Below are 21,273 nucleotides of genomic sequence, written 5' to 3'. Positions count from 1 at the left end.
CAGATCCGGTAGATCCCGGACCCTTCAATACCGGACGTTCACCCCATCAGGTGACTCACGTGACGAACGACTCGGAAGTGTCCCCAGGGGGACGGGCGATGCCGTGCCGGTAGGCGTAGCGGACGGCCTGTGCCCGGTCGCGCACGCCGCTCTTGGCGAAGAGGTTGTTGATGTGGGTCTTCACGGTCGCGGGGGCGACGCTCAGCCCGCGCGCGATCTCCGCGTTGGACAGCCCCTCCGCGACCAGCGCCAGGACCTCCGCCTCCCGTGGGGTGAGCCCGTCGGGCAGCGCGGCAGGAGGGCCCGGCGCGGCGCGCGGCGGCCCTGACACGGGCGGGGCGTGCCCGTCGCGTACGGCGAGCCGCTCCAGCAGCAGCCGCTGCACTTTGGGAGAGAGCCCGGCGTCCCCGGACACCACGTCCCGGACGGCCCGCAGGATCTCGTCCGCGTCGGCGTCCTTGGTGAGGTAGCCGCGGGCACCGGCGCGCAGCGCGGGGAAGAGCGATTCGTCGTCGGCGTAGGTGGTCAGGACGACGACCTGGGTGTCCGGGTGCGCGGCACGCACCCGGCGGGTGGCCTCGACCCCGTCGCAGCGCGGCATCCGCAGGTCCATCAGGACGACGTCCGGGGCGAGTTCGGCGACCAGCCGCAGCGCCTCCTCCCCGTCCCCGGCCGATCCCACGACCTCGATACCGGGGAGGAGCCCGAGCAGCATCACGATTCCCTCGCGCACCACGGTCTGATCGTCGGCCACCACCACCCGGGCGGTCACCGGCGGCGCTCCACCGCTGGCGTCGTCCGTCATGTGCCCACCACCCCGTTCATGGCCGCGACCGCAGGGCATGGAGCCTCGTCGGCTCGCGCCCGTCGGCTTCTGCGCTCACGCGCCGTCAAACCTCCCGCGCTCCGGGCGCCCCCGCCGGTCCGATGTCCGTCCCTCACAGCGGCACCCTCAGCCGCACCGTGAACCCTTCCCCCTCCGGCCCCGCCTCCAGCGTGCCGCCGAGGAGTTCGGCGCGCTCGCGCATCCCCAGCAGACCGTACCCGGAGCCGGTGGTGGCCAGACCGGCGGCCGGGGGCGCCCGGCGCGCGCCGTCGTCGCTCACCTCCAGCGACACCACGCGCTCCGCGTAGACCAGCCGCAGCCGCACCCGGGCGCCCGGAGCGTGCTTGCGGACGTTGGTCAGCGCCTCCTGTGCGACCCGGCGCACCGCGAGCCCCGACTCGGCGCTCAGCCCTCTCCGCTCCCCCTCCGTCGCGAATCCGGCGCCTTCCGCCGCCGCCGACTCCCGCAGGAAGTCCTCGACCGGCACCATCTCACCGCGCAGCGCCGACAGCGCCTGCCGGGTCTCGGTAAGCCCCTCGCGGGCCATCCCCCGCGCGGCCACCACGCGGTCCAGGACCTTCGTGGAGTCCTCTCCGCGCTCGATGAGCAGCCGTGCCGCCTCCAGGTGGACGAGCTGGGCGGACAGGCTGTGCGCCAGCACGTCATGGATCTCCCGGGCGATCCGGGTCCGTTCGGCCAGGGCCGCCGTCTCGGCCTCGGCCCGCCGGGCGGCCCGCTCCTGGGCGAGCAGCCGATAGCCGTTGCCCCGGGCCTCGTTGTCGAGGCGGAGCGTATAGCCGATGAGCAGCAGACCCGCGCCGGTGATGCCACCGCTCAGCGACGGATCGGCGTCGGTGAGCGCGGAGGACACCATCGCGGTGACACCACAGCCCACTCCGGCGAGCAAGGGCAGCCGCTCCATCGCGAGGATCCCGCAGGCGCCCCGGACCACATCCGCCGGGTGGTCGGCCCCCGCCGTCCGCATCGCGGCCGCCACGCCGATCAGCAGGGCCACCAGCGCCAGGGCGGGCAGCAGCCGGTGGTCCACCGTGACCCGGCGGAAGACGAACATGGCGACCGTGCACCCGGCCAGGGCGCCGATCAGCGCCGCCCGTTCCCAACCGGGGAGTGCCTCGTCCCGGAACAGCCCCCGGACCAGCCAGCACACGGCGGCCGTCCATCCGCAGAGATCGAGCACCCGCCGGATCCGGGGCAGCCCCTGGCCCGACAGCGCCTGCCGTGACGGCCACTGTGTCCATGCGCTCATCGGCCGAGTGTGCCCTTCCCCGCGCCCTGCGTCACCCACTCCGGCCGGTGCGCCCGCAGCATCACGACGGCACCGCTCAGCAGCAGCGACACGGCCAGGGTCAGCATGATCGAACCGCTCTCCTGACGCACCCCCGCGAGCGCGCCCGCTCCGGCCAGGGTCAGCCGGAGCACCAGACCGCCGGCCCACACCACCGCCGTGGCCCTCCCCGCCTGTGCCCGGACCGCGCCGGAGTCATCGGTCCACACCCGGCTGGTCCAGGCCCAGGCGGCTCCGGTGACGGCACCGACGAGCAGATCCCCCACCAGCAGCGCCACGGCGGCCAGTTGGTGGTGCGGGTCGATCAGCCCCGGCTCCCGCACCGCCAGCCAGCCGAGGACGACCGGCAGCACCCACCAGCGCCGTACGTCCTCGACCACCTTCCGCGGCCGGAACTGGCGGACGATCACGACGACGACCACCGCGGCGATCACCACGGCATGGGGGATTCCCGACATCACACTGAGCCTCCGGGGAGCGGACACAACCACTCCCCGGGACGCTACGGACGCGCGGCGCCGGGCGGATCGGAGCCGGGGTGGATCTCCGGGTCACCGGCGGTGCGGCACCCGTCCACCCGTGGGTGGAGAGGCGCCCCACCGGATCAGGCGTCGATGCGCGAACGGTCCAGGGTGGCCGCGGAGTTGGTGATGAACTGCCGGCGCGGTGCGACCTCATTGCCCATGAGCAGGTCGAACACCTGCTCCGCCGCCTCCAGGTCGCTGATGTTGATACGCCGCAGGGTGCGGTGGCGCGGATCCATCGTGGTCTCCGCGAGCTGGTCGGCGTCCATCTCACCGAGACCCTTGTAGCGCTGGATGCCGTCCTTGTAGCGCACACCGCGGCGCTGGAGGTCCAGCAGCGTCTCCCGGAGCTCGTTGTCGGAGTAGGTGTAGATGTACTTCGACTGACCCCGCTTGGGGTTGACCAGCTCGACCCGGTGCAGCGGGGGAACGGCCGAGAAGACCCGGCCCTGCTCCACCATCGGCCGCATATAGCGCTGGAAGAGGGTGAGCAGCAGGATCCGGATGTGGGCGCCGTCGACATCGGCGTCGGCGAGGAAGATCACCTTGCCGTAGCGGGCCTGGTCGATATCGAAGGTGCGGCCCGATCCGGCCCCTATCACCTGGATGATCGCCCCGCACTCGGCGTTCTTCAGCATGTCGGAGATCGACGCCTTCTGAACGTTGAGGATCTTGCCGCGGATCGGCAGCAGCGCCTGGAACTCCGAGTTGCGCGCCAGCTTGGCCGTACCCAGCGCCGAGTCACCCTCGACGATGAACAGCTCGCTGCGGTCCACGTCGTCGCTGCGGCAGTCGGCCAGCTTCGCGGGCAGCGAGGAGGACTCCAGCGCGGTCTTACGGCGCTGCGCCTCCTTGTGCTGACGGGCCGCGATCCGGGTGCGGGCCGCCGCGGCGACCTTCTCCAGGATCGCGCGGGCCTGCGCCTTGGCGTCCCGCTTGGAGGAGGTCAGGAACGCCTTGAGCTCCTTGGCGACGACATTGGCCACGATCCGGGAGGCGGCCGAGGTGCCCAGCACCTCCTTGGTCTGGCCTTCGAACTGCGGCTCGGCGAGCCGGACGGTCACCACCGCCGTGAGGCCCTCCATGGCGTCGTCCTTGACGACGTCGTCCTCGGCGACGCGCAGCGTCTTGGTGGCGCGCAGCGCCTCGTTGACGGTCTTGGTGATCGAGCGCTCGAAGCCGGAGACATGGGTGCCGCCCTTGGGGGTGGCGATGATGTTGACGAAGGACTTCACCGTGCTGTCGTAGCCCGTGCCCCAGCGCAGCGCGATGTCGACGCCGAGCTCACGGGTGACCTCGGTGGGCGTCATATGGCCGCGCTCGTCCAGGACGGGCACGGTCTCCTTGAAGGTGCCCTGGCCGGAGAGGCGCTGTACATCGCAGACGGCCTTGTCCTGGGCGAGGTACTCACAGAACTCGCTGATGCCGCCGTCGTAGCGGAAGGTCTCCTCCACCGGCTCGGTCTGCCCGTCGATACCCCGCTCGTCCCGGACGATCAAGGTGAGACCGGGAACCAGGAAGGCGGTCTGCCGGGCGCGGGCGTACAGCGTGTCCAGGGAGAGCTTGGCGTCCTTGAGGAAGATCTGCCGGTCCGCCCAGTAGCGGATGCGGGTGCCGGTGCGGGTCTTGGGGACCCGCTTGCCCTTGAGGAGGCCACTGGAGGGGTCGAAGGGGGCGTCGGGGCCGGATTCGGTGAAGATCCCGGGGACGCCGCGCCGGAAGCTGATCGAGTGGGTCTTGGCGTCGCGGTCCACCTCGACGTCGAGACGGCCGGAGAGCGCGTTGACCACGGAGGCGCCGACACCGTGCAGACCGCCGGAGGCCGCGTAGGAGCCGCCCCCGAACTTGCCGCCCGCGTGCAGCTTGGTCATCACGACCTCGACGCCGGACAGCCCGGTCTTCGGCTCGACATCGACCGGGATGCCCCGGCCGTTGTCCCGGACCTCCACGGAGCCGTCATCGTGGAGGAAGACCTCGATGCGGTCGCAGTAGCCCCCGAGGGCCTCGTCCACCGAGTTGTCGATGATCTCCCAGAGGCAGTGCATCAGACCACGGCTGTCGGTGGACCCGATGTACATACCGGGACGCTTGCGCACGGCCTCGAGGCCCTCGAGGACGAGAAGGTGCCGCGCGGTGTAGTTGGAGCCGCCCCGGTCTGCTCCGGTCAGCAGCGCAGTGGACGGCACGGACGTGTCGGCGGTCACGCGGTTCGCTCCTCGCTGAATTTCTGGTTGGCCCGACTTATGGGCACGGTGGTGGCTGGGTCGCCCGTCAGAGGGTACCGAGGCTTGATAGAGCCTTTGTGCCGCCACCCGTGAAACGTCCATGCTAGTCGAGGCGCCCCGCATTTCGCTCGTACGTTCGATCGCCCGTTGGGGTGACGCACACATCACGTTCCCTTTCAGGCATGAACCATTTAGGCTCCGGGCACGTCCTCATGAACAACCGGCAACCCAGTCGGCTGGACATAACCGACCAAACGACGTGACTCTGTAAACCATCGCAATACGGCTCATTCGCCGCCAACCGTCACCATCCGGCCTACTCAGAAGCAACTTTTGGGAAAAAGCCACGAGCGGGAACGATTTCGGGCTGGTTGGATGTTGACCCTGGTACGACAGCTCGTCGAGCTAGAGAAGAGGCGACGTGACTACTGTTCTCACCCCCGCGAGCCCGCTGACGGCCGCTGACCGCTGCGACCGCTGCGGCGCCCAGGCTTACCTGCGCGTCGTCCTGATGAGCGGCGGTGAACTGCTCTTCTGTGCCCATCACGGGCGCAAGTTCGAGCCGGAGCTCAAGAAGATCGCCGCTGAGATACAGGACGAGACCGAGCGGCTGACCGCTGCTCCGGCGTCCGCGTCCGCGTCCGACGACGAACGCTGACGCCTCGCCCCACCACGACGACGAGCGATGCCGGCCCAGGGCCGGATCTCGGGCGGTTCGTCCCCATACGGGGGCGGCCGCCCGTGCTCGTGCCGGGGCCCAGCGCCGACGGCTCAGCCATGGGCCGCCACCAGCGGCGCCACCGCCGAGACCCTCGTATACACCCCGGGCCGGCCCGCCATCGCGCAGCCGCTTCCCCAGGACACCAGCCCCACCAGCCGCCCTCCGGCCACCAGCGGCCCGCCACTGTCCCCCTGGCAGGCGTCATGCCCGCCGCGCGGCAGTCCGGCGCAGACCATCGAGTCCGCCTGGTAGTCCCCCTCCGCGCTGCCCGGATAAGCCGTCTCACAGCTCGCGTCGGCCAGCACACGGACCGTGGCCATCCGCAGGGTCGACGCATAACTGCCATCACCCTCCGTATCGCCCCAGCCGTATACCCCCGCCTGGGTACCGGCCTGGTACGCCGGGTCGCCCTGGCGCGCCATGGGCAGGACATAGGCGTTCGGCAGGGGACGGCTCAGGGTGATCACCGCGACATCACCGGCCCGCCCATCGCCCTGGTACGCCGGATTCACCCACACCCGTGTCGCCGGGAACTCCACCCCGGCGCTCCCCCGCAGATCGTTGCGCCCGATGATCACCCGCAGGTCCGGCACCTCCTGCCAGCTGCGGCCGAGCACCGCCCGGCTCAGACAGTGGGCCGCCGTGAGGACCGTGGTGGGAGTCACCACCGCACCCCCGCAGAACTGGCCGGAACGGGCGTCACCGAACACCGCCCGGCTGGACAGGGCCACCGCCCAGGGCGCCTCGATCGTACGGACCGGCTGGCCGCCCACCACCCCGCGGTCGGCCGTCGCCGGGGCGACCAGCACCAGGGCGAGAGCGGCGGACAGCGGGACCGCGAGAACGGCGAGGAGCGAGCGGAGCGACCTACGCATACAGCCTCCTGACCCTACGGAGCGTGGCGCATACTCAGCGTTACCTGACCCGGCGAGAAGCGCATCCGGTGGTGGGCCATACGGGGTGTGCGGAGTACGGCCGGAGGCAGTACGAAGGCCGGACCCCTTCTCGGGGTCCGGCCTTCGCGGTGCCGTTCCATGCGCCGCCACGGCTTTCGCCGCTACGGATCAGTCCACGTATTAGTCCAGGTAGTCGCGGAGCACCTGGGAGCGGGACGGGTGGCGCAGCTTCGACATTGTCTTGGACTCGATCTGGCGGATGCGCTCGCGCGTCACGCCGTAGACCTTGCCGATCTCGTCGAGCGTCTTCGGCTGACCATCGGTGAGCCCGAAGCGCATGGAGACCACGCCCGCCTCGCGCTCGCTGAGGGTGTCGAGCACCGAGTGGAGCTGCTCCTGCAACAGCGTGAAGCTGACGGCGTCGGCCGGGACCACGGCCTCGGAGTCCTCGATGAGGTCACCGAACTCGCTGTCACCGTCCTCACCCAGCGGGGTGTGCAGGGAGATCGGCTCACGGCCGTACTTCTGGACCTCGATGACCTTCTCGGGGGTCATGTCGAGCTCCTTGGCCAGCTCCTCCGGGGTGGGCTCACGGCCCAGGTCCTGGAGCATCTGGCGCTGGACGCGCGCGAGCTTGTTGATGACCTCGACCATGTGCACCGGGATACGGATGGTGCGGGCCTGGTCGGCCATGGCCCGGGTGATCGCCTGACGGATCCACCAGGTGGCATACGTCGAGAACTTGTAGCCCTTGGTGTAGTCGAACTTCTCGACGGCGCGGATCAGACCCAGGTTGCCCTCCTGGATCAGGTCCAGGAAGAGCATCCCGCGGCCGGTGTAGCGCTTGGCCAGCGAGACCACCAGCCGGAGGTTGGCCTCCAGGAGGTGGTTCTTGGCGCGGCGGCCGTCCTCGGCGATGATCTCCAGCTCACGCTTGAGCTTGGGGGCCAGCTTGTCCGCGTTGGCCAGCTTGTCCTCGGCGAACAGACCCGCCTCGATGCGCTTGGCGAGCTCGACCTCCTGCTCGGCGTTGAGCAGCGGGACCTTGCCGATCTGCTTGAGGTAGTCCTTGACCGGGTCGGCGGTGGCACCGGCCGCCGCGACCTGCTGCGCCGGGGCGTCGTCCTCGTCCTCGTCGGAGAGCACGAAGCCCTGGTTCTCGGGCTCGCCTTCGGTGCCCTCGGGGCCGCCGGGCTTACCCGTCGGCGCCTCCTCCAGCGCGTCCTCGCCCTCGATGAGCTCGTCGGCGGCGTCCTTCTTGGCGGTGGTCTTCTTCGCGGCGGTCTTCTTGGCCGCGGTGGTCTTCTTGGCCGCGGCCTTCTTCGCCGTGGTCTTCTTCGCGGCGGCCTTCTTCGCCGGGGCCGCCGCGGACTCCTCGTCGGCGGCGCCCGCGTCGGCCGCGGGATCGGCCGGTGCGGCGGGGGCCTTCTTGGCGGCAACCGTCTTGGCCGCGACGGATTTGGTGGCGGTGCGCTTGGCCGGGCTCTTCGCAGCGACGCTCTTACGGGTGCGCTTGGGCGCTTCTGCGGCACTGACCATCAGCGTCACACCCTCCTCGTCGAGGACCTGGTTGAGGCTGCGCAGTACGTTCTTCCACTGGGTTGGCGGAATCTGGTCAGCCTCGAAGGCCCGACGCACGTCATCGCCGGCGATCTGCCCCTCAGCCTTTCCCCGCTCGATGAGCGCCATCACAGACTCGGACTCGGCGATCTCCGGCGGGAGCGTACGGGATGTGCTGGCCGACACGAACAACCTCTCGGAACGTTGGAAACGGCTTCCGGCTCCGCCCGGGGAGGACGGGAGCCGACGACCGCCGGCAGGGATGAACCGACGGCGCGGGCGGAGTGCGGAGGAGTACAGCGATTCGAGCGACATCCGTATTCCCTCCGCGGCTGCCACCTCTTTAATCATCGCGCTGCCCCAAAGAGCGTTACGCCCAATCGTCGTGGCCCGAGTCACACCCCATAGCGGTATTAATACCCACCTAACCGGACAGAAACCTCCGAGTTGATCACATACGGATTCCGCACATGACCACGTGGCCGCCGGATTACCGGATCGCTCCGGCCGGGATCCGGCGCGCCGCGCCGCCGAACCCGGAACACGGGATTCGGCGGCGCCGCTCTCGTACGTCGTACAGCGCTCGCCGGACCCTCGCCCGCCCGCCGGACCCTCGCTGGCCGCTCGCGGTCCGCCCGGCATCCGACACCGTACGTCGTACGCCCACCGCGCGTCGGCACCCGCCGCCCGCCCTGCGGCTTCCGGACGCCGCCCTGCCCACCCGCCCTCCCGGCCCGTCCGGCGCGTCTGCCCGGTGCCGCGCGGGGCGGGCACCGTATCGGCGGACGCGCGACGCTCCGGGGCGCGCGGAACGCGCCGCGGGGTCAGTGCTCGCGCGGCGCGGGCACCCCGACCTCGGCATGGTCGAGATCCGGGTGGACGGTGAGCAGTTGACGCATCGCCGACTCGGCCGCCACGGCGTCGCCCGCGGCGATCGCCTCGACGATCCGGCGGTGGTGGCCGACGCTCGCCTCGGAGAGGCGCTCGCAGCCGGTGCTGGGCGCACCGGAGACATGCAGCGCGGCGCTGACGATCCCCGCCAGGTGCTCCAGCATCCGGTTGCCCCCGACCTGGAGCAGCAGGGAGTGGAACTCGGCGTCGGCGCGGGAGAAGGTGAGGGTGTCACCCTGGGTCAGCGCGTGGCCCATGATCTCGGCCATGTCGGCGAGGCGCTGCTGGACGTCCTCACGGCCGTGCCCCGCGGCGAGACGGGCCGCCAGCGGCTCGATGGTCCAGCGCAGCTCGCACAGCTCGCGGCGCTGGTCGTCGCGCTGTGGGCCGAAGGCGCGCCATTCGATGATGTCCGGATCGAGGAGGTTCCAGTCGCTGACCGGGCGGACCCGGGTGCCCACATTGGGGCGCGCGCTGACCAGGCCCTTGGCCTCGAGGACACGCAGCGATTCCCGTACGACGGTGCGGGAGACCTCGAAGCGCTGGCCGATCTCCTCCGGGACGAGAGGGCGGTCCGCCCCCAGGTCACCGGAAACGATCATCTGGCCCAGCTGCTGGACGAGTTGGCCGTGCAGTCCACGGCCCCGGTTGCCGGCCGCGCGTCGGCCGACCCGTCCGATTTCCGCGTCGGCGCCGTCCCATGAGGGAACGCTGCCGCGGTCGGCGCCGGGGGCGTCGGCGTAGGAGTAGCGGTCAAGCTCGCCCGAGCCGGCCAGGCCGGAGTCGGCGGGACGAGCCGCGGTCATCGTGGTGTGCGCAAGGGTACTCACGCATCCTTTGTCGGCGACGCTCCGAAGGCCCTTGAGGTCTTTGGTGAAAAGCACACGAAAGGGTGATCGCCCATTACCTCATAATTGACGCTCAATCGGACAGAAAGCAGCACCCTTCGCGGAGTTGCGAGCACTTCGTGCGATGGACCTGCGAAACGGCCCCCGACCTGGTCCGGCGGGGCGCCGCTTCACGAGAGGAACCGGTGACCGGACGCCCGAACGCCCGGGTGCGGACCGGACACCCGGCCCACGGCGCACTACTGGCGCGTGCTCCTGCCACGCAACCCGGTGAGGGCATACGCGCAGAGCAGGACGGCCACCGACAGCATCAGCGCCTGGCCCACGGGCTGGCCCGCGAGCCGCATCAGGACCGCGAACACGCGGTCGAATTCGGAGGTCGGACGTTCGAGCGCGGCGGCGCGCAGCCGGTGCGGCAGCATGGCCAGCGAACGGAGCTCGGGCTCCCGCAGCACCCGCTCCACGACGGGCACCGCCAGAACCGGTACGGCGAGCACCGTGGCCAGGCCGAGCGCCGTGGAACGGAAGACTCCGGCGGCGAGCAGCCCGGCCCACGACGAACCGACGGTCAGCCCGACGAGGCTGGCGGTCAACTCGGGCCAGTCGCCCGGCAGCGGGACGGCGTCACCGCCGACGAGGAGCAGAAGGGCCGCGCTGTCCAGGACGACGACGCCGATCGACAGCAGGATCGCCCCGGCGGCGCAGATCGCGAACTTCGCGGAGAGCAAGCCGAGTCGGCGTGGCACGGTGTCACGGGCGGGCGCCAGCGCGGGATAGCGGAACTCCTCTCCGAAGGCGAGCGCGCCGAGGAGCCCCGCGCCGATGGCGACGGGCGGCAGCGGAAGGTCGACGGGCCAGCCGGTGACCCGGTGCAGTTCACCGACGATGCCCGCACGGGCGAGCAGCACGGAGGCGAGGAGCGAGATGACGATCGACGCGACGACGATCATCCACCCGGTCCGTACGCCGGTGGCGCGGCGCAGCTCGTAGCGCATCGGCCAGGCCGGGCCGGGGAGGCTGAGCCGGGGCAGGAAGCGGGGCGGCGGCGCCTCGGGATCGCGGGCGCGGACGCCCGCGGAGGTCGTCGGCCCCATGTCGGCGGTCTCCTCGACGAGCCGGTGCACCACGATGCCGTGGCGGTAGGCGGCCTCGCCGACGGAGGCGGTGGGGAGGCCGTAGACCGAGATGTGGACCTCGTCGTCCCGCACCACGGAGAATGGATCGGCGAGCGCCCCCGTCTCCTCGAACCCGCCCTCGTGCTCGGCCGCGGCTGTGGCTGTGGCCTCGGTTCCGACCTCGCCCGAGATCCCCTTGCCGTCGCGGACGGCCGCGCCATCGGCTGTGACGGTCCGGATTTCCTTGGTCGCGGCGGTGGGAGCCGCGGCGGCGAAGGCGACAGTGGGCGCGGTGTCGGCGGTGGCGGCAGCCATGGCTACGGTCGTCGCGGTGGCCGATGCGGGCCCAACTCCTCCCGCGGCGCCAGCGGCTCCCGCCGCGAGCTTGGCCTGAGCCGGTGCCGGAGCCAGGGCCGGTTCCGGTGCCTTGGCCGCCGCTCTCGCGCGGAACCGGAATCCGAACCGCGACTTCGCGTTGGAAGTCTTCTCCGCCTTACCTCCCTTACCTGCCTTCCCTGCCTGCGCGGCCCTGGCAGTGCCGTTGGTCGATCCGGCGGCCGCGGGACCGCCCGTCCCGGGCGCTTCTGCGGCCTCTGCCGTCCGGGCCGCGAGTGCCGCCTTGGCCGCGGCCTCAGCGGCCGCCTCCGCCTCGGCGGCCTGCCGGATGGCGTGTGCCTCCTCCTCGAGGACGGCGGCGAGCCGACTGGCGAGCGGGGAGCGGACCACTACCCGGGGACGCAGCCGGGTGCGGGCGAACTCCTCGACCGGCTGATCGGCGACCAGCCGCCCGCCCTCCAGGGTCAGCACCCGGTCGGCGAGGCGGATCACACCCTCTGGGTCGTCGGAGGTGACGAGAACGGCACCGCCCTGTGCGGCGAATCCGCGCAGCAGCCCATGGAGCCAGGCGGTCTCGCGGGGAGACAGTCCCCGTGCGGGGTTGTCGAGGATGAGCGTGTGCGGGTCCCCGAGCAGCGCGGCGGCGATGCCGAGGCGGCGCTCCATCCCGGCGGCGAGATCCCCGATGCGCTCATCGGCCAGGTCGGTGAGGCCGACGACATCGAGCACCACATCGGCGCGTGAGGCGGGCACCCCGACCGCGGCTCCGAGCATCCTCAGATGGCTGCGCGCGGTGCGGCCGGGATGGCCCGGAACATCCTCGAGCAGCACGCCGATCTCACGGGCCGGGCGCCGGATGCGGTGCAGAGGCCGCCCCCGGAAGAAGGCGGAGCCATGGCCGCGGTCGAGTTGCAGCAGCAGCCGGAGCGCACTGCTCTTCCCCGCGCCGGAGCCACCGAGCAGGACGGTGACACGGCCCGGTGGGGCCTCGAAGGTGAGATCGTCGATGACGGGCGGATGGTTGCGGCGGGGGGTGCTGGTCAGTCCGGTGGCCTGGATCATTGCTTCTCCCGCGGGGCGTGGAACCGCTCGGTGGCACGTGGGGACTGGTGACGTACCGCAGCACGGTAACCCGCTATGTCCTATTTCGTCGGAACCTCACCCTCTGACGAGTCGTCGTGTCACGCGCCGTCACACCTCAGGGCGGAGCATCGGCGGATTGAGCAGCGTGGCCCCTCCGGCCCGGAACAGCTGGGCGGGGCGGCCGCCCTGACGGGTCGTCGTTCCTCCGGTGGGCACCAGGAATCCGGGGGTGCCGGTGACCTTGCGGTGGAAATTGCGCGGGTCCAGGGCCACCCCCCACACCGCCTCGTAGACCCGGCGCAGCTCACCTACCGTGAACTCCTGCGGGCAGAAGGCCGTGGCCAGCGAGGAGTACTCGATCTTGGAGCGGGCCCGCTCGACCCCGTCCGCGAGGATCCGGGCGTGGTCGAAGGCGAGCGGTGTCGCCAACTCGCCCTCGCGGCCGAACGCTCCCTCCTGGTCGAGAAGCGTCTCGACCGGAGCCCAGCGCACGCTGTGCGCGTCGCCTCCGGGCCGGGGTGTGGGCGGATCGGGGGCGAGGGCGAGATACGCGACGCTGACCACGCGCATCCTGGGATCGCGCTTCGGATCTCCGTATGTGGCGAGTTGCTCGAGATGGGCGGCGTTCGGAGGGGCCGGGAGGGCCGGGTCATGAGCGAGCAGCCCGGTCTCCTCGGCCAGTTCCCGGGCCGCCGCCGCGGCCAAGTCCTCATCGCCCCGCACAAATCCCCCCGGGAGCGCCCATCGCCCCTTGAAGGGCGACTCTCCGCGGCGGACGGCCAGCGCACACAGCGCATGCCGCCGCACGGTGAGCACGACCAGGTCCACGGTGACGGCGAACGCCGGAAAGGCCGAAGGGTCGTAGGGCATGACGCGATCATAGTCGTCTGCCTGACGATAAACAGGCACTTCAGCGTGATCGTGGATGTTCGTGAGATCGCTCTCTCCCCCCGTGTCCCACGCGATTCTCGTATCCGTCTCCGCATACCGCCGCTCTGTCTCCGCGTACCGCCGCCCCGGACGCGACCGCGGGTCAGCGGCGGCTGTGCGTCCCGCGACCCCCGGTACGGCGCCGTGTGCGCGGCCTGCCCTCCGGGCGGCGCCTGCCACCCGGCGCCCTCGCGGCGGCCGGGCCGCCGGGTCCGACCGCCCCGCCTGTCGCCCGCTGCTCCGGTCCCTCTCCCTCGTCCACCCCGTCCCCCTGCTGCTCGCCCTGCTGGTCGTCCGGCTGGTCGCCCTGCTCCACTTCCGCCGTCGCCGCCCTCAGCGCCCTGTCCGCTGATTGCAGCGCCTCCGCCGTTTCCACGGGGTCCGCCTCTCCGCGGCCGATCGGCTCGATCACACCGGCCCGCGCCAACTCCTCCTGGACCGCGGCGTGCACGGCTCGGTCCACTCCGCCCTGACGAAGGCACTGGCGCAACAGCTCCGGGTTGAGCCCTTCGTTGCACGCCTGGTGCAACAGCCTGGCGAAGAGATACTCGGGATCGGCCTTCAGCGCCCGGCTGAGCGCCACCCGGGCGGCGGGCTCATCGCCTCCCGACCAGGCGACCCAGCCCGCGAGGGTGAGCGGCGCCGCCGCGTATTCCTCATAGGAGCCGACACAGCGGCGGGCCAGCGCACGCCACACCCGCAGGGCCGCCTCCGTGTCCGGCCCCTCCATCCAGCGCGCGGCCCAGTCCCGTGTCACCCGGTCCTGGAGTCCGATGATCACTGCCGCCGTCTCCTCGTCCCGGAGCAGGCCGTCGTCGCGGAGATCGGCGGCACAGAAGTCGGCGACGGGTGGAGCCCCGCGAAGCCGGTCGAGCATCTCCCCCACGAGAACGAGGGTCTCCGCCCGCACCGTGGCGCAGTCGGTGGGCTCCAGGATCCGCGGCACCAGCTCACCCGCGGCCACGTCCAGCGCATGCTCCTGCGCCTCGGCGCGAGGTCCGACCAGCGGTGACAGCCGGGCCTCCATCTCGCGCAGCGAACCGCGCACGTGCACACCCGCGAAGGTCGCGGCGGCGGCCATCACCGAGGTGCCGGGCAGGGCGAGGGGCACACCCTCCGGGGGACAGCAGCGCCGGTCGGGGCAGACATAGGACCAGAACCTGCCGCCGGACAGACACAGCGCCTCGTAGACCGGCACCTCCATCGCCCCGCAGGCGATGCGCAGACGCTGGGCGAGCGGCCGTAACCGCTCCATCGCCTCCAGCCCGGACTCGCCCGGCGCCGGATCCTGGCATACGAACAGCACGATCCCGTCCGGGCGCTCGCCGCGCCGCTGGCTACTGGTGATCAGGCACTCCGCGAGCTGATCGCAGACCTCGGGCCACTCTTCGGGTGTGCCGGGGATGCCGAGCCGCAGTCTTCCGCCGAACCGGCCGCGGGGGCCGTGCAGCGCGATCATCACGATGCTGTCGTCCGGATGAAAGCCAAGAACATAGGGCAGGGCGTCGGCGAGCTCCGCCGGGCTGCGCAGGGTGACCTGGTCCTGGCCGGAGAGCCCGGCCGCTTCGTCGTGTGAAGTCATGGCCCGACGGTCTCGCAGCCGGGCCGACCCCGCCAGGCCTGTGGATAACGTTATCCACAGGCCGCTCGATCCGTTCGCGCATTGTCGGGGGGATCGGGTTGCATGGGGGCATGAGCGACGAAGACCTGCGTATCTCGGCCGACCGCGTCCTGGCCCGCCTCGTCGGCGACTCCACCGGCTCCGCCCGGCTCCGGGAAGATCAATGGCGCGCGATCGAGGCGCTGGTGGCCGAGCGCCGCAGAGCGCTGGTCGTGCAGCGCACCGGCTGGGGCAAGTCCGCGGTGTATTTCGTCGCCACCGCGCTGTTGCGGGAGCGTGGCAGCGGTCCGACCGTCATCGTCTCCCCGCTGCTGGCGCTGATGCGCAACCAGGTCGAGGCCGCCTCGCGCGCCGGAATCCGCGCCCGGACCATCAACTCGGCCAATACCGAGGAGTGGGACACCATCCAGGCTGAGGTGGCCGCGGGTGAGGTGGATGTGCTGCTGGTCAGCCCCGAGCGGTTGAACAATCCCGACTTCCGCGATCAGGTGCTGCCCAAGCTGGCCGCCGCCACGGGCCTGCTCGTCGTCGACGAGGCGCATTGCATCTCCGACTGGGGCCATGACTTCCGGCCCGATTACCGCAGGCTGCGGACCATGCTCGCCGATCTGCCCCACGGCGTCCCCGTGCTGGCCACGACTGCCACGGCGAACGCCCGGGTCACCGCGGATGTCGCCGAGCAACTGGGGACGGGAGGGCGGGAGCCGGGCGGCGGTGAGGAGCCCACGCGCGCCCTGGTGCTGCGCGGACCGCTGGACCGGGAGAGTCTGAGCCTCGGTGTGCTCCAGCTGCCGGACGCCGCCCACCGGCTCGCCTGGCTCGCCGACCACCTCGACGAGCTGCCGGGGTCCGGGATCATCTACACCCTCACCGTCGCCGCGGCCGAGGAGGTGACCGCGTTCCTGCGGCAACGCGGCCACACCGTCACCTCGTACACCGGCAAGACCGAGAACGCCGACCGGCAGCAGGCCGAGGAGGATCTGCTCGCCAACCGGGTCAAGGCGCTGGTCGCCACCTCTGCGCTGGGCATGGGGTTCGACAAGCCCGATCTGGGCTTCGTGGTGCACCTCGGCTCGCCCTCCTCCCCCATCGCCTATTACCAGCAAGTCGGCCGTGCCGGGCGTGGTGTGGAGCATGCCGAGGTGCTCCTGCTGCCCGGCCGCGAGGACGAGGCGATCTGGCGGTATTTCGCCTCGCTCGCCTTTCCGCCCGAGGAGCAGGTGCGCCGCACCCTGGATGTCCTGGCGGCCGCGGACCGTCCGGTCTCGCTGCCCGCACTCGAGCCGCAGGTCGAGCTGCGGCGCTCCCGTCTGGAGATCATGCTCAAGGTGCTCGATGTGGACGGGGCGGTCCGCCGGGTCCGCGGCGGCTGGACCGCGACCGGTCAGCCCTGGACCTACGACGCCGAGCGGTATGCCTGGGTGGCCCGGCAGCGGGAGGCTGAGCAGCAGGCCATGCGGGACTACGCCTCGTCGGGCGACTGCCGGATGGAGTTTCTGCGCCGGCAGCTGGACGACGAGAAGGCGGCGCCCTGCGGCCGCTGTGACAACTGCGCGGGAGCCCGGTTCACCGCCGAGGTGTCCGCGGCCTCCCTTGACTCGGCACGCGGGGAGTTGGGGCGGCCCGGTGTGGAGGTGGAGCCGCGCCGGATGTGGCCGACCGGGCTCCCTGCCGTCGGCGTCGACCTCAAGGGCCGTATCCCCGCGGGCGAGCAGGCCTCCCCCGGCCGGGCCCTCGGGCGGCTCTCCGACATCGGCTGGGGAAACCGGCTGCGGCCGCTGCTCGCCCCGCAGAGCCCGGACGGGCCGGTCTCGGACGATGTGGCCGAGGCAGTGGTGACGGTGCTGGCCGACTGGGCCAGGGGCCCCGGCGGATGGGCGTCGGGGGCGCCGGACGCACCGGCCCGGCCGGTGGGCGTGGTCACCATCGCCTCCCGCACCCGGCCGCGGCTGATCGAGAGCCTCGGCGAGCGGATCGCCGCCATCGGCCGGATGCCCGTGCTCGGCACCGTCGCCTACCAGGACGGGGAGGTGGACACCCGGGTGCCGCGTACCAACAGCGCCCAGCGGCTGCGTGCGCTGCACGGTGCGCTGACGGTGCCGCCGGCGCTGGCGGAGGCCCTCACCGAAGCGGATGGTCCGGTGCTGCTGGTGGACGATCTGTCGGACACCGGCTGGACCATGGCCGTAGCCGCCCGGCTGCTCAGGAAGGCCGGGGCGACAGAGGTGTTTCCGCTGATCCTCGCCGTGCAGGGGTGACTGGCTCCGCCCACGCACGGCCGCGGGCGGACCGGGAATTTAGAACGCGGACCAACGTAAACCGGTCAGTAGTGCCAACTGCTCATTGCCGCGCGGGGAACCGACCGCAAGAATTGCCCTCAGCTCCCCGCCCCGGCCAGTCCGTGGTCCCGCTGGGGCAGCGTCGTGGCCTGCGCCCGTGCCCGACACGGACCCCTGGGCGCGCTGACGAAGGGAGGACCGTGACCTTCGGCTTCGCTCCGCCACCGTCCGCCGATCCCGCTTCCCGGCTCGGGCGGGTCCTCGAACCCTCGGAATGGGCCGCCGCCGGGATTCCCCTGCTCCGCAATCCACGCGAGCTCGTCACAGGACTGCACAGCCGCCATATGCCCACACCGTCCACGGCGGTCGTGGCGGTCCTGGACCCGGAGGAACGGCTCACGGCCAGCGCGTCGTTCTCCCGGCGCGACACCTCCGCGGCGGACGGCTGGGAGTTCCGCAACGCGCTCCTGGCCCAGCTGCGCCGGGTCATCCCCCACGATCTGCGCCGCCGCACACCGGTGCGCACCGCCGTTCTGCTCTACTGCCGTGACGGCGAGAGCCAGTGGACCCAGGAGGACGGCGCCTGGATGTGGGGGTTGCGGGACGCCTGCACGCTGCACGGGCTGCGCTGCGGTGCGTACATCACGCTGACCCGCGTCGGATGGCAGGTCCTCGGCGAAGGGCGGAGCGGCCGTCGGCCGCACGCCTCCTCACTCCGGACCGCACTCGGCTTCACCGGCGGCGACGGCGAGGCCGCGCCGCTGGCACCGCCCCGCAGCGGAGCGCAGGGCGCGCTCAGCCACTCCGCGGCCGTGTAGCCACCGTCCGGCCGGACGCCGGACAGCCCCGTCACCGTGGACAGAGACTGCCGGGCACCGGGCGTACGAAGGCGTGCGAGTTCAGACGCCCGCGGTGATCAGGGTGTTGATGCGCTCCGGGTCGCCGCAGACGACCAGCAGCGCACCGGCACGGCCCATCGCGTGCGGCAGCGCCCGGGCGACGAGATCGTCCGCCCCGCCGTTGACGGCGACGACCACGACCGGACGGCCCTTGGCGCGGTCGGCGCCCGCCGCGGCGTAGAAGACGTCGTCACCGGCGTCGTGCTGCGCCCAGTAGGACGCCTCGCCGAAGGACAACTCATGGGCCGCCCACGGATGCTGGTCCGCGGTGGTGAGCACCAGGATGTCACCGGGTGCCCGACCGGAGTCCAGCAGCAGGTCGACCGCCTCGTCCGCCGCGTCCAGAGCGCCGTCCACCGGAGCGGGGATCAGCTGGATCTGGGGCGCGGCCGTCGCGGCGGCAGCGGGAGCGGCCTTGGCAGCCGGGACCGCCGGAGCGGTCGGCACGGGCTTCGTCGTATCGCTTGTGGAGCGCTGCGACGGAGCCGACGAGGTCCCGGCGGTACCGCGGCTCGGGCCGGGGCTTCCGGGCCACCGTGGTACGGCCCGGGGGCCGGGACCAGGAACAGGACGAGGGGTCGGCGCGGTGCGGCCTGCGGCCGGTGTCGCGCGAGGACCCGGGACACTCTCGTGAATCTGAGGCTCCTCGGGGATGAGAGGCATGGGCTGATGTCTATCAAACGTCGGTGCGATTCGCATCGGCGGGTGGCGGTTTTCACCGCATGGTCCGCTCAGAAGTCGAAGCCGAGTTGGCCTTCGCCCTCCAGGCCGACCGGTCCGGGTGCGGTGCGCACCCGCTTGAGATGCCGCCACCGAGGCAGCCCGTCCAGGTAGGCCCAGGTCAGCCGGTGGTGGGGGGTCGGCCCCAGCTCCCGCAGTGCGGCGCGGTGCACGGGGGACGGATATCCGGCGTTGTCACCGAAGCGGAAGTCCGCGTGTGCGGTCCCCAGTTCGGCCATCATCGCATCCCGTCGCACCTTGGCGATCACGGAGGCGGCGGCGACGGCCACACAGGACTGATCGCCCTTGATGACCGTACGAACCGTCCAGGGAGAGCCGAGGTAGTCGTGCTTGCCGTCCAGGATCACCGCGTCCGGGCGGACGGGCAGGCCGTCCAGCGCCCGCGTGGCGGCGAGTCGGAGGGCGGCCGTCATCCCCAGGTCGTCGATCTCCTCCGGAGAGGAGTGACCCAGGGCGTGCGCGGTGACCCACGTCTCCAACTGCTGCGCCAGCATCGTGCGCTTCTTGGGGCTCAGCAGCTTGGAGTCGGTGAGTCCGGTCGGCGGACGCCGCAACCCGGTGACCGCCGCGCAGACCGTCACCGGCCCGGCCCATGCCCCGCGCCCGACCTCGTCGACACCGACGACGATCTTTGCTCCTGTGGTGGCGCGGAGCGAGCGCTCGACACTGTGGGTGGGCGGTTCATAGGCCATGGCGAGGACAACTTTACGCCGCCACCATGGAGGCCCGGAACCCGGATCCGCGACCGCCGGATCCGGCCGCCGGTGCCCGCCACCACCAGCGGCGCCTCCGGTGGCCTTCCGGCCCAACACCGGGCGGCGGGAGGCCGGTTCACCCAACCGCGGCCACGGGGCGTGTGCCGGGTGCCGGGCCGGGGGTGAGCGGCCCGGCAGCGTCATACGTCAGGCGGGCGGCTCCGGAAGCCACCCCGGCAGCGCCTCCGTCTGCTCCCGCCATTCATGAGGCGGTGCTCCCGCCGCCGCGGCGGCGATCACTCCCCCGGTGATGGCACACGTGGTGTCCACATCCCCGCCCGCCTGAGCGGTCCGCCAGAACGCCTCCTCGAAGGAGCCCAGGTGGCGGGCGGCGGCCCACAGGGCGAACGGCACGGTGTCATGGGCGCTGGTACGGCGGCCGCATCCGAGCACCGCGGCGACCGTGCCCGCGTCGGCGTAGTCGAGCATGTCGCGGGCGCGGCGCAGCCCCGCCTGCACGGCGCTTCGGGGCACGGCCTCGGTCACGCGCTCCAGCAGCTCCGCCGGGCCGCAGTGACCCGCGGGGTCGGCCACCAGCGCGGCCGCGGCGGCCACCGCCATCGCGCCCGCAACCGCCTCACGGTGCTGGTGTGTGGTGTAGGCGGAGATCTCGGCCTGGTGGATCGCCTGCTCCACATCGCCCGCGTACCAGGCACCGAGCGGGGCGATCCGCATGGCGGCCCCGTTGCCCCAGGACCCCTGTCCGTTGAACAGCGCGGCGGCCAGATCCCGCCAGTCGCCGCCCTCTCTGACCAGCCGGAGCATCCGGTTCACGGCGGGACCGTAGCCCCGGTCGAAGTCATGGTGCTCGGCGAACGACCGGGCGAGTTCATCCTGGTCGATCCGCCCGTGCACGGCCAGGACGGCCAGCACGGAGCACGCCATTTCGGTGTCGTCGGTCCACTGCCAGGGGGCGGGAGGCAGCTCACGGCGCTTGAGGAACGGATAGTTGGCGGGTACGAAGAACTGGGAGCCGAGGGCATCGCCCACGGACAGCCCGCGCAGGCTCCCGAGGGCCCGGTGGAAACGGTCAGCGGTCATCGCTGGGCACTTTAGCCGGTGAGGCCGTACGGCTCGGGGGTGCACCAGCGCTCGAAGGGCCGGTCGAGGCGGTAGCGCCCGTCGGAGCCGAGCAGCAGGGACCGGGTCTCGCCATTGCCGGGGTTCGACAATGACTCGAATTCGGCGACGGTCCAGTGCAGCCAGCGCATGCAGAACAGCCGCATGGTGAGCCCGTGCGTGACCAGCAGGACGTTCGGCGGATGGGCGGGGTCCTGGAAGCTGCGCCACAGACTTTCCAGGAACGCGTCCACCCGGTCGTAGACGTCCGCACCGGACTCGCCCTGCGCGAAGCGGTAGAAGAAGTGCCCGTAAGCGTCGCGGTAGGCCTTCTGTTTCCGCACATCGTCCCGGTCCTGCCAGTTTCCCCAGTCCTGTTCGCGCAGCCGCGGCTCCTCCCGCACCCGGGTGCGGGACGGATCCAGTCCGAGCAGGGTCAGGGTCTGGTGGGTACGCCGGTACGGCGACACATAGACCGAAACTCGCTCCTCGTCGAACGTCGCACGCAACCGCTTACCGGCCTCCTGCGCCTGCTGCCGCCCCCGCTCGGTAAGCCTCAGCGCATGGTCGGGCTCGCGTTCGTACACCGTGTCATCGAGATTTCCCTCCGATTCTCCGTGCCGTATCAGGACGATGCGCCGGGGTCTGGCCATGTCGC

General features: G+C 71.7%; 17 protein-coding genes. 3 read left to right on the top strand and 14 right to left on the bottom strand.

Going from position 1 to position 21,273, the window contains the following annotated elements; translation table 11 throughout:
- Window positions 1–55 precede the first annotated feature (55 nt).
- From AB0C66_RS32460 to AB0C66_RS32445, 4 genes are all read right to left on the bottom strand, one after another.
- Complete coding sequence (locus tag AB0C66_RS32460) at window positions 56–805, bottom strand: response regulator transcription factor (RefSeq protein WP_362446858.1); 750 nt, start codon at window positions 803–805, stop codon at window positions 56–58.
- A gap of 133 nt (window positions 806–938) precedes the next feature.
- Window positions 939–2,093: a histidine kinase gene (locus tag AB0C66_RS32455; protein WP_362446855.1), complete on the bottom strand. Its 1,155-nt coding sequence runs from the start codon at window positions 2,091–2,093 to the stop codon at window positions 939–941.
- Window positions 2,090–2,590, bottom strand: a complete 501-nt coding sequence (locus tag AB0C66_RS32450) for a DUF1453 domain-containing protein (RefSeq protein WP_362446852.1) — start codon at window positions 2,588–2,590, stop codon at window positions 2,090–2,092. The genes AB0C66_RS32455 and AB0C66_RS32450 overlap by 4 nt, the downstream gene beginning before the upstream one ends.
- A 146-nt stretch (window positions 2,591–2,736) precedes the next feature.
- Window positions 2,737–4,860 (bottom strand): DNA topoisomerase IV subunit B, encoded by a 2,124-nt coding sequence (locus AB0C66_RS32445; RefSeq protein ID WP_362446849.1) that lies wholly within the window; start codon window positions 4,858–4,860, stop codon window positions 2,737–2,739.
- Window positions 4,861–5,302: 442 nt separating this feature from the next.
- Here AB0C66_RS32445 and AB0C66_RS32440 point away from each other — a divergent pair, with 442 nt between their 5' ends.
- Window positions 5,303–5,539 carry a hypothetical protein gene (locus AB0C66_RS32440; protein WP_362446847.1) on the top strand — a complete coding sequence of 79 codons (237 nt, stop codon included), beginning with the start codon at window positions 5,303–5,305 and terminating at the stop codon, window positions 5,537–5,539.
- A 113-nt stretch (window positions 5,540–5,652) separates the two neighbouring features.
- Here AB0C66_RS32440 and AB0C66_RS32435 read toward each other — a convergent pair whose 3' ends face one another.
- From AB0C66_RS32435 to AB0C66_RS32410, 6 genes are all read right to left on the bottom strand, one after another.
- Window positions 5,653–6,477, bottom strand: coding sequence for a serine protease (locus AB0C66_RS32435; RefSeq protein WP_362446844.1), 825 nt, complete (start codon window positions 6,475–6,477; stop codon window positions 5,653–5,655).
- Between the two features lie 201 nt (window positions 6,478–6,678).
- Window positions 6,679–8,244 (bottom strand): RNA polymerase sigma factor, encoded by a 1,566-nt coding sequence (locus AB0C66_RS32430; RefSeq protein WP_362446841.1) that lies wholly within the window; start codon window positions 8,242–8,244, stop codon window positions 6,679–6,681.
- A 638-nt stretch (window positions 8,245–8,882) separates the two neighbouring features.
- The gene (locus AB0C66_RS32425) at window positions 8,883–9,833 is read right to left on the bottom strand and encodes an FCD domain-containing protein (protein ID WP_362446838.1); all 951 of its coding nucleotides are present in this window, start codon (window positions 9,831–9,833) and stop codon (window positions 8,883–8,885) included.
- A gap of 203 nt (window positions 9,834–10,036) precedes the next feature.
- Window positions 10,037–12,310, bottom strand: coding sequence for an ABC transporter ATP-binding protein (locus tag AB0C66_RS32420; protein WP_362446835.1), 2,274 nt, complete (start codon window positions 12,308–12,310; stop codon window positions 10,037–10,039).
- A 129-nt stretch (window positions 12,311–12,439) separates the two neighbouring features.
- The gene (locus AB0C66_RS32415) at window positions 12,440–13,201 is read right to left on the bottom strand and encodes an NUDIX domain-containing protein (protein ID WP_362446833.1); all 762 of its coding nucleotides are present in this window, start codon (window positions 13,199–13,201) and stop codon (window positions 12,440–12,442) included.
- A 163-nt stretch (window positions 13,202–13,364) separates the two neighbouring features.
- Window positions 13,365–14,843 carry a DUF4192 domain-containing protein gene (locus tag AB0C66_RS32410; RefSeq protein WP_362446830.1) on the bottom strand — a complete coding sequence of 493 codons (1,479 nt, stop codon included), beginning with the start codon at window positions 14,841–14,843 and terminating at the stop codon, window positions 13,365–13,367.
- Between the two features lie 110 nt (window positions 14,844–14,953).
- Between AB0C66_RS32410 and AB0C66_RS32405 the strand changes: the two genes are divergently transcribed.
- Complete coding sequence (locus AB0C66_RS32405; protein WP_362446827.1) at window positions 14,954–17,140, top strand: RecQ family ATP-dependent DNA helicase; 2,187 nt, start codon at window positions 14,954–14,956, stop codon at window positions 17,138–17,140.
- Window positions 17,141–17,361: 221 nt separating this feature from the next.
- Window positions 17,362–17,979 (top strand): hypothetical protein, encoded by a 618-nt coding sequence (locus AB0C66_RS32400; RefSeq protein ID WP_362446824.1) that lies wholly within the window; start codon window positions 17,362–17,364, stop codon window positions 17,977–17,979.
- 81 nt (window positions 17,980–18,060) lie between these two features.
- Here the strand turns inward: AB0C66_RS32400 and AB0C66_RS32395 are convergent, their stop codons facing one another.
- From AB0C66_RS32395 to AB0C66_RS32380, 4 genes are all read right to left on the bottom strand, one after another.
- A complete protein-coding gene (locus AB0C66_RS32395) occupies window positions 18,061–18,723 on the bottom strand; it encodes a hypothetical protein (protein ID WP_362446821.1) in 663 nt (220 codons plus the stop codon).
- A gap of 68 nt (window positions 18,724–18,791) precedes the next feature.
- Window positions 18,792–19,493, bottom strand: a complete 702-nt coding sequence (locus AB0C66_RS32390) for a ribonuclease HII (protein WP_362446818.1) — start codon at window positions 19,491–19,493, stop codon at window positions 18,792–18,794.
- Between the two features lie 210 nt (window positions 19,494–19,703).
- Window positions 19,704–20,597 (bottom strand): ADP-ribosylglycohydrolase family protein, encoded by an 894-nt coding sequence (locus AB0C66_RS32385; protein WP_362446815.1) that lies wholly within the window; start codon window positions 20,595–20,597, stop codon window positions 19,704–19,706.
- 11 nt (window positions 20,598–20,608) lie between these two features.
- Entirely contained in the window at window positions 20,609–21,268 is a 660-nt protein-coding gene (locus AB0C66_RS32380; protein ID WP_362446812.1) for a histidine phosphatase family protein, read from the bottom strand.
- Window positions 21,269–21,273: the final 5 nt, after the last annotated feature.

Origin of the sequence: Streptomyces sp. NPDC048636 (assembly GCF_040650655.1) — a bacterium.
Classification (GTDB): Bacteria; Actinomycetota; Actinomycetes; order Streptomycetales; family Streptomycetaceae; genus Streptomyces.
Note: the sequence above shows the minus strand (reverse complement) of the source record. Positions and strands in the feature narration are given on the sequence as shown.

Coding starts and splice junctions, on each gene's coding strand:
- AB0C66_RS32460 (WP_362446858.1), bottom strand. CDS start 805: ATGACGGACGACGCCAGCGGTGGAGCGCCGCCGGTGACCGCCCGGGTG.
- AB0C66_RS32455 (WP_362446855.1), bottom strand. CDS start 2,093: ATGAGCGCATGGACACAGTGGCCGTCACGGCAGGCGCTGTCGGGCCAG.
- AB0C66_RS32450 (WP_362446852.1), bottom strand. CDS start 2,590: ATGTCGGGAATCCCCCATGCCGTGGTGATCGCCGCGGTGGTCGTCGTC.
- AB0C66_RS32435 (WP_362446844.1), bottom strand. CDS start 6,477: ATGCGTAGGTCGCTCCGCTCGCTCCTCGCCGTTCTCGCGGTCCCGCTG.
- AB0C66_RS32420 (WP_362446835.1), bottom strand. CDS start 12,310: ATGATCCAGGCCACCGGACTGACCAGCACCCCCCGCCGCAACCATCCG.
- AB0C66_RS32415 (WP_362446833.1), bottom strand. CDS start 13,201: ATGCCCTACGACCCTTCGGCCTTTCCGGCGTTCGCCGTCACCGTGGAC.
- AB0C66_RS32410 (WP_362446830.1), bottom strand. CDS start 14,843: ATGACTTCACACGACGAAGCGGCCGGGCTCTCCGGCCAGGACCAGGTC.
- AB0C66_RS32405 (WP_362446827.1), top strand. CDS start 14,954: ATGAGCGACGAAGACCTGCGTATCTCGGCCGACCGCGTCCTGGCCCGC.
- AB0C66_RS32395 (WP_362446821.1), bottom strand. CDS start 18,723: ATGCCTCTCATCCCCGAGGAGCCTCAGATTCACGAGAGTGTCCCGGGT.
- AB0C66_RS32390 (WP_362446818.1), bottom strand. CDS start 19,493: ATGGCCTATGAACCGCCCACCCACAGTGTCGAGCGCTCGCTCCGCGCC.
- AB0C66_RS32385 (WP_362446815.1), bottom strand. CDS start 20,597: ATGACCGCTGACCGTTTCCACCGGGCCCTCGGGAGCCTGCGCGGGCTG.
- AB0C66_RS32380 (WP_362446812.1), bottom strand. CDS start 21,268: ATGGCCAGACCCCGGCGCATCGTCCTGATACGGCACGGAGAATCGGAG.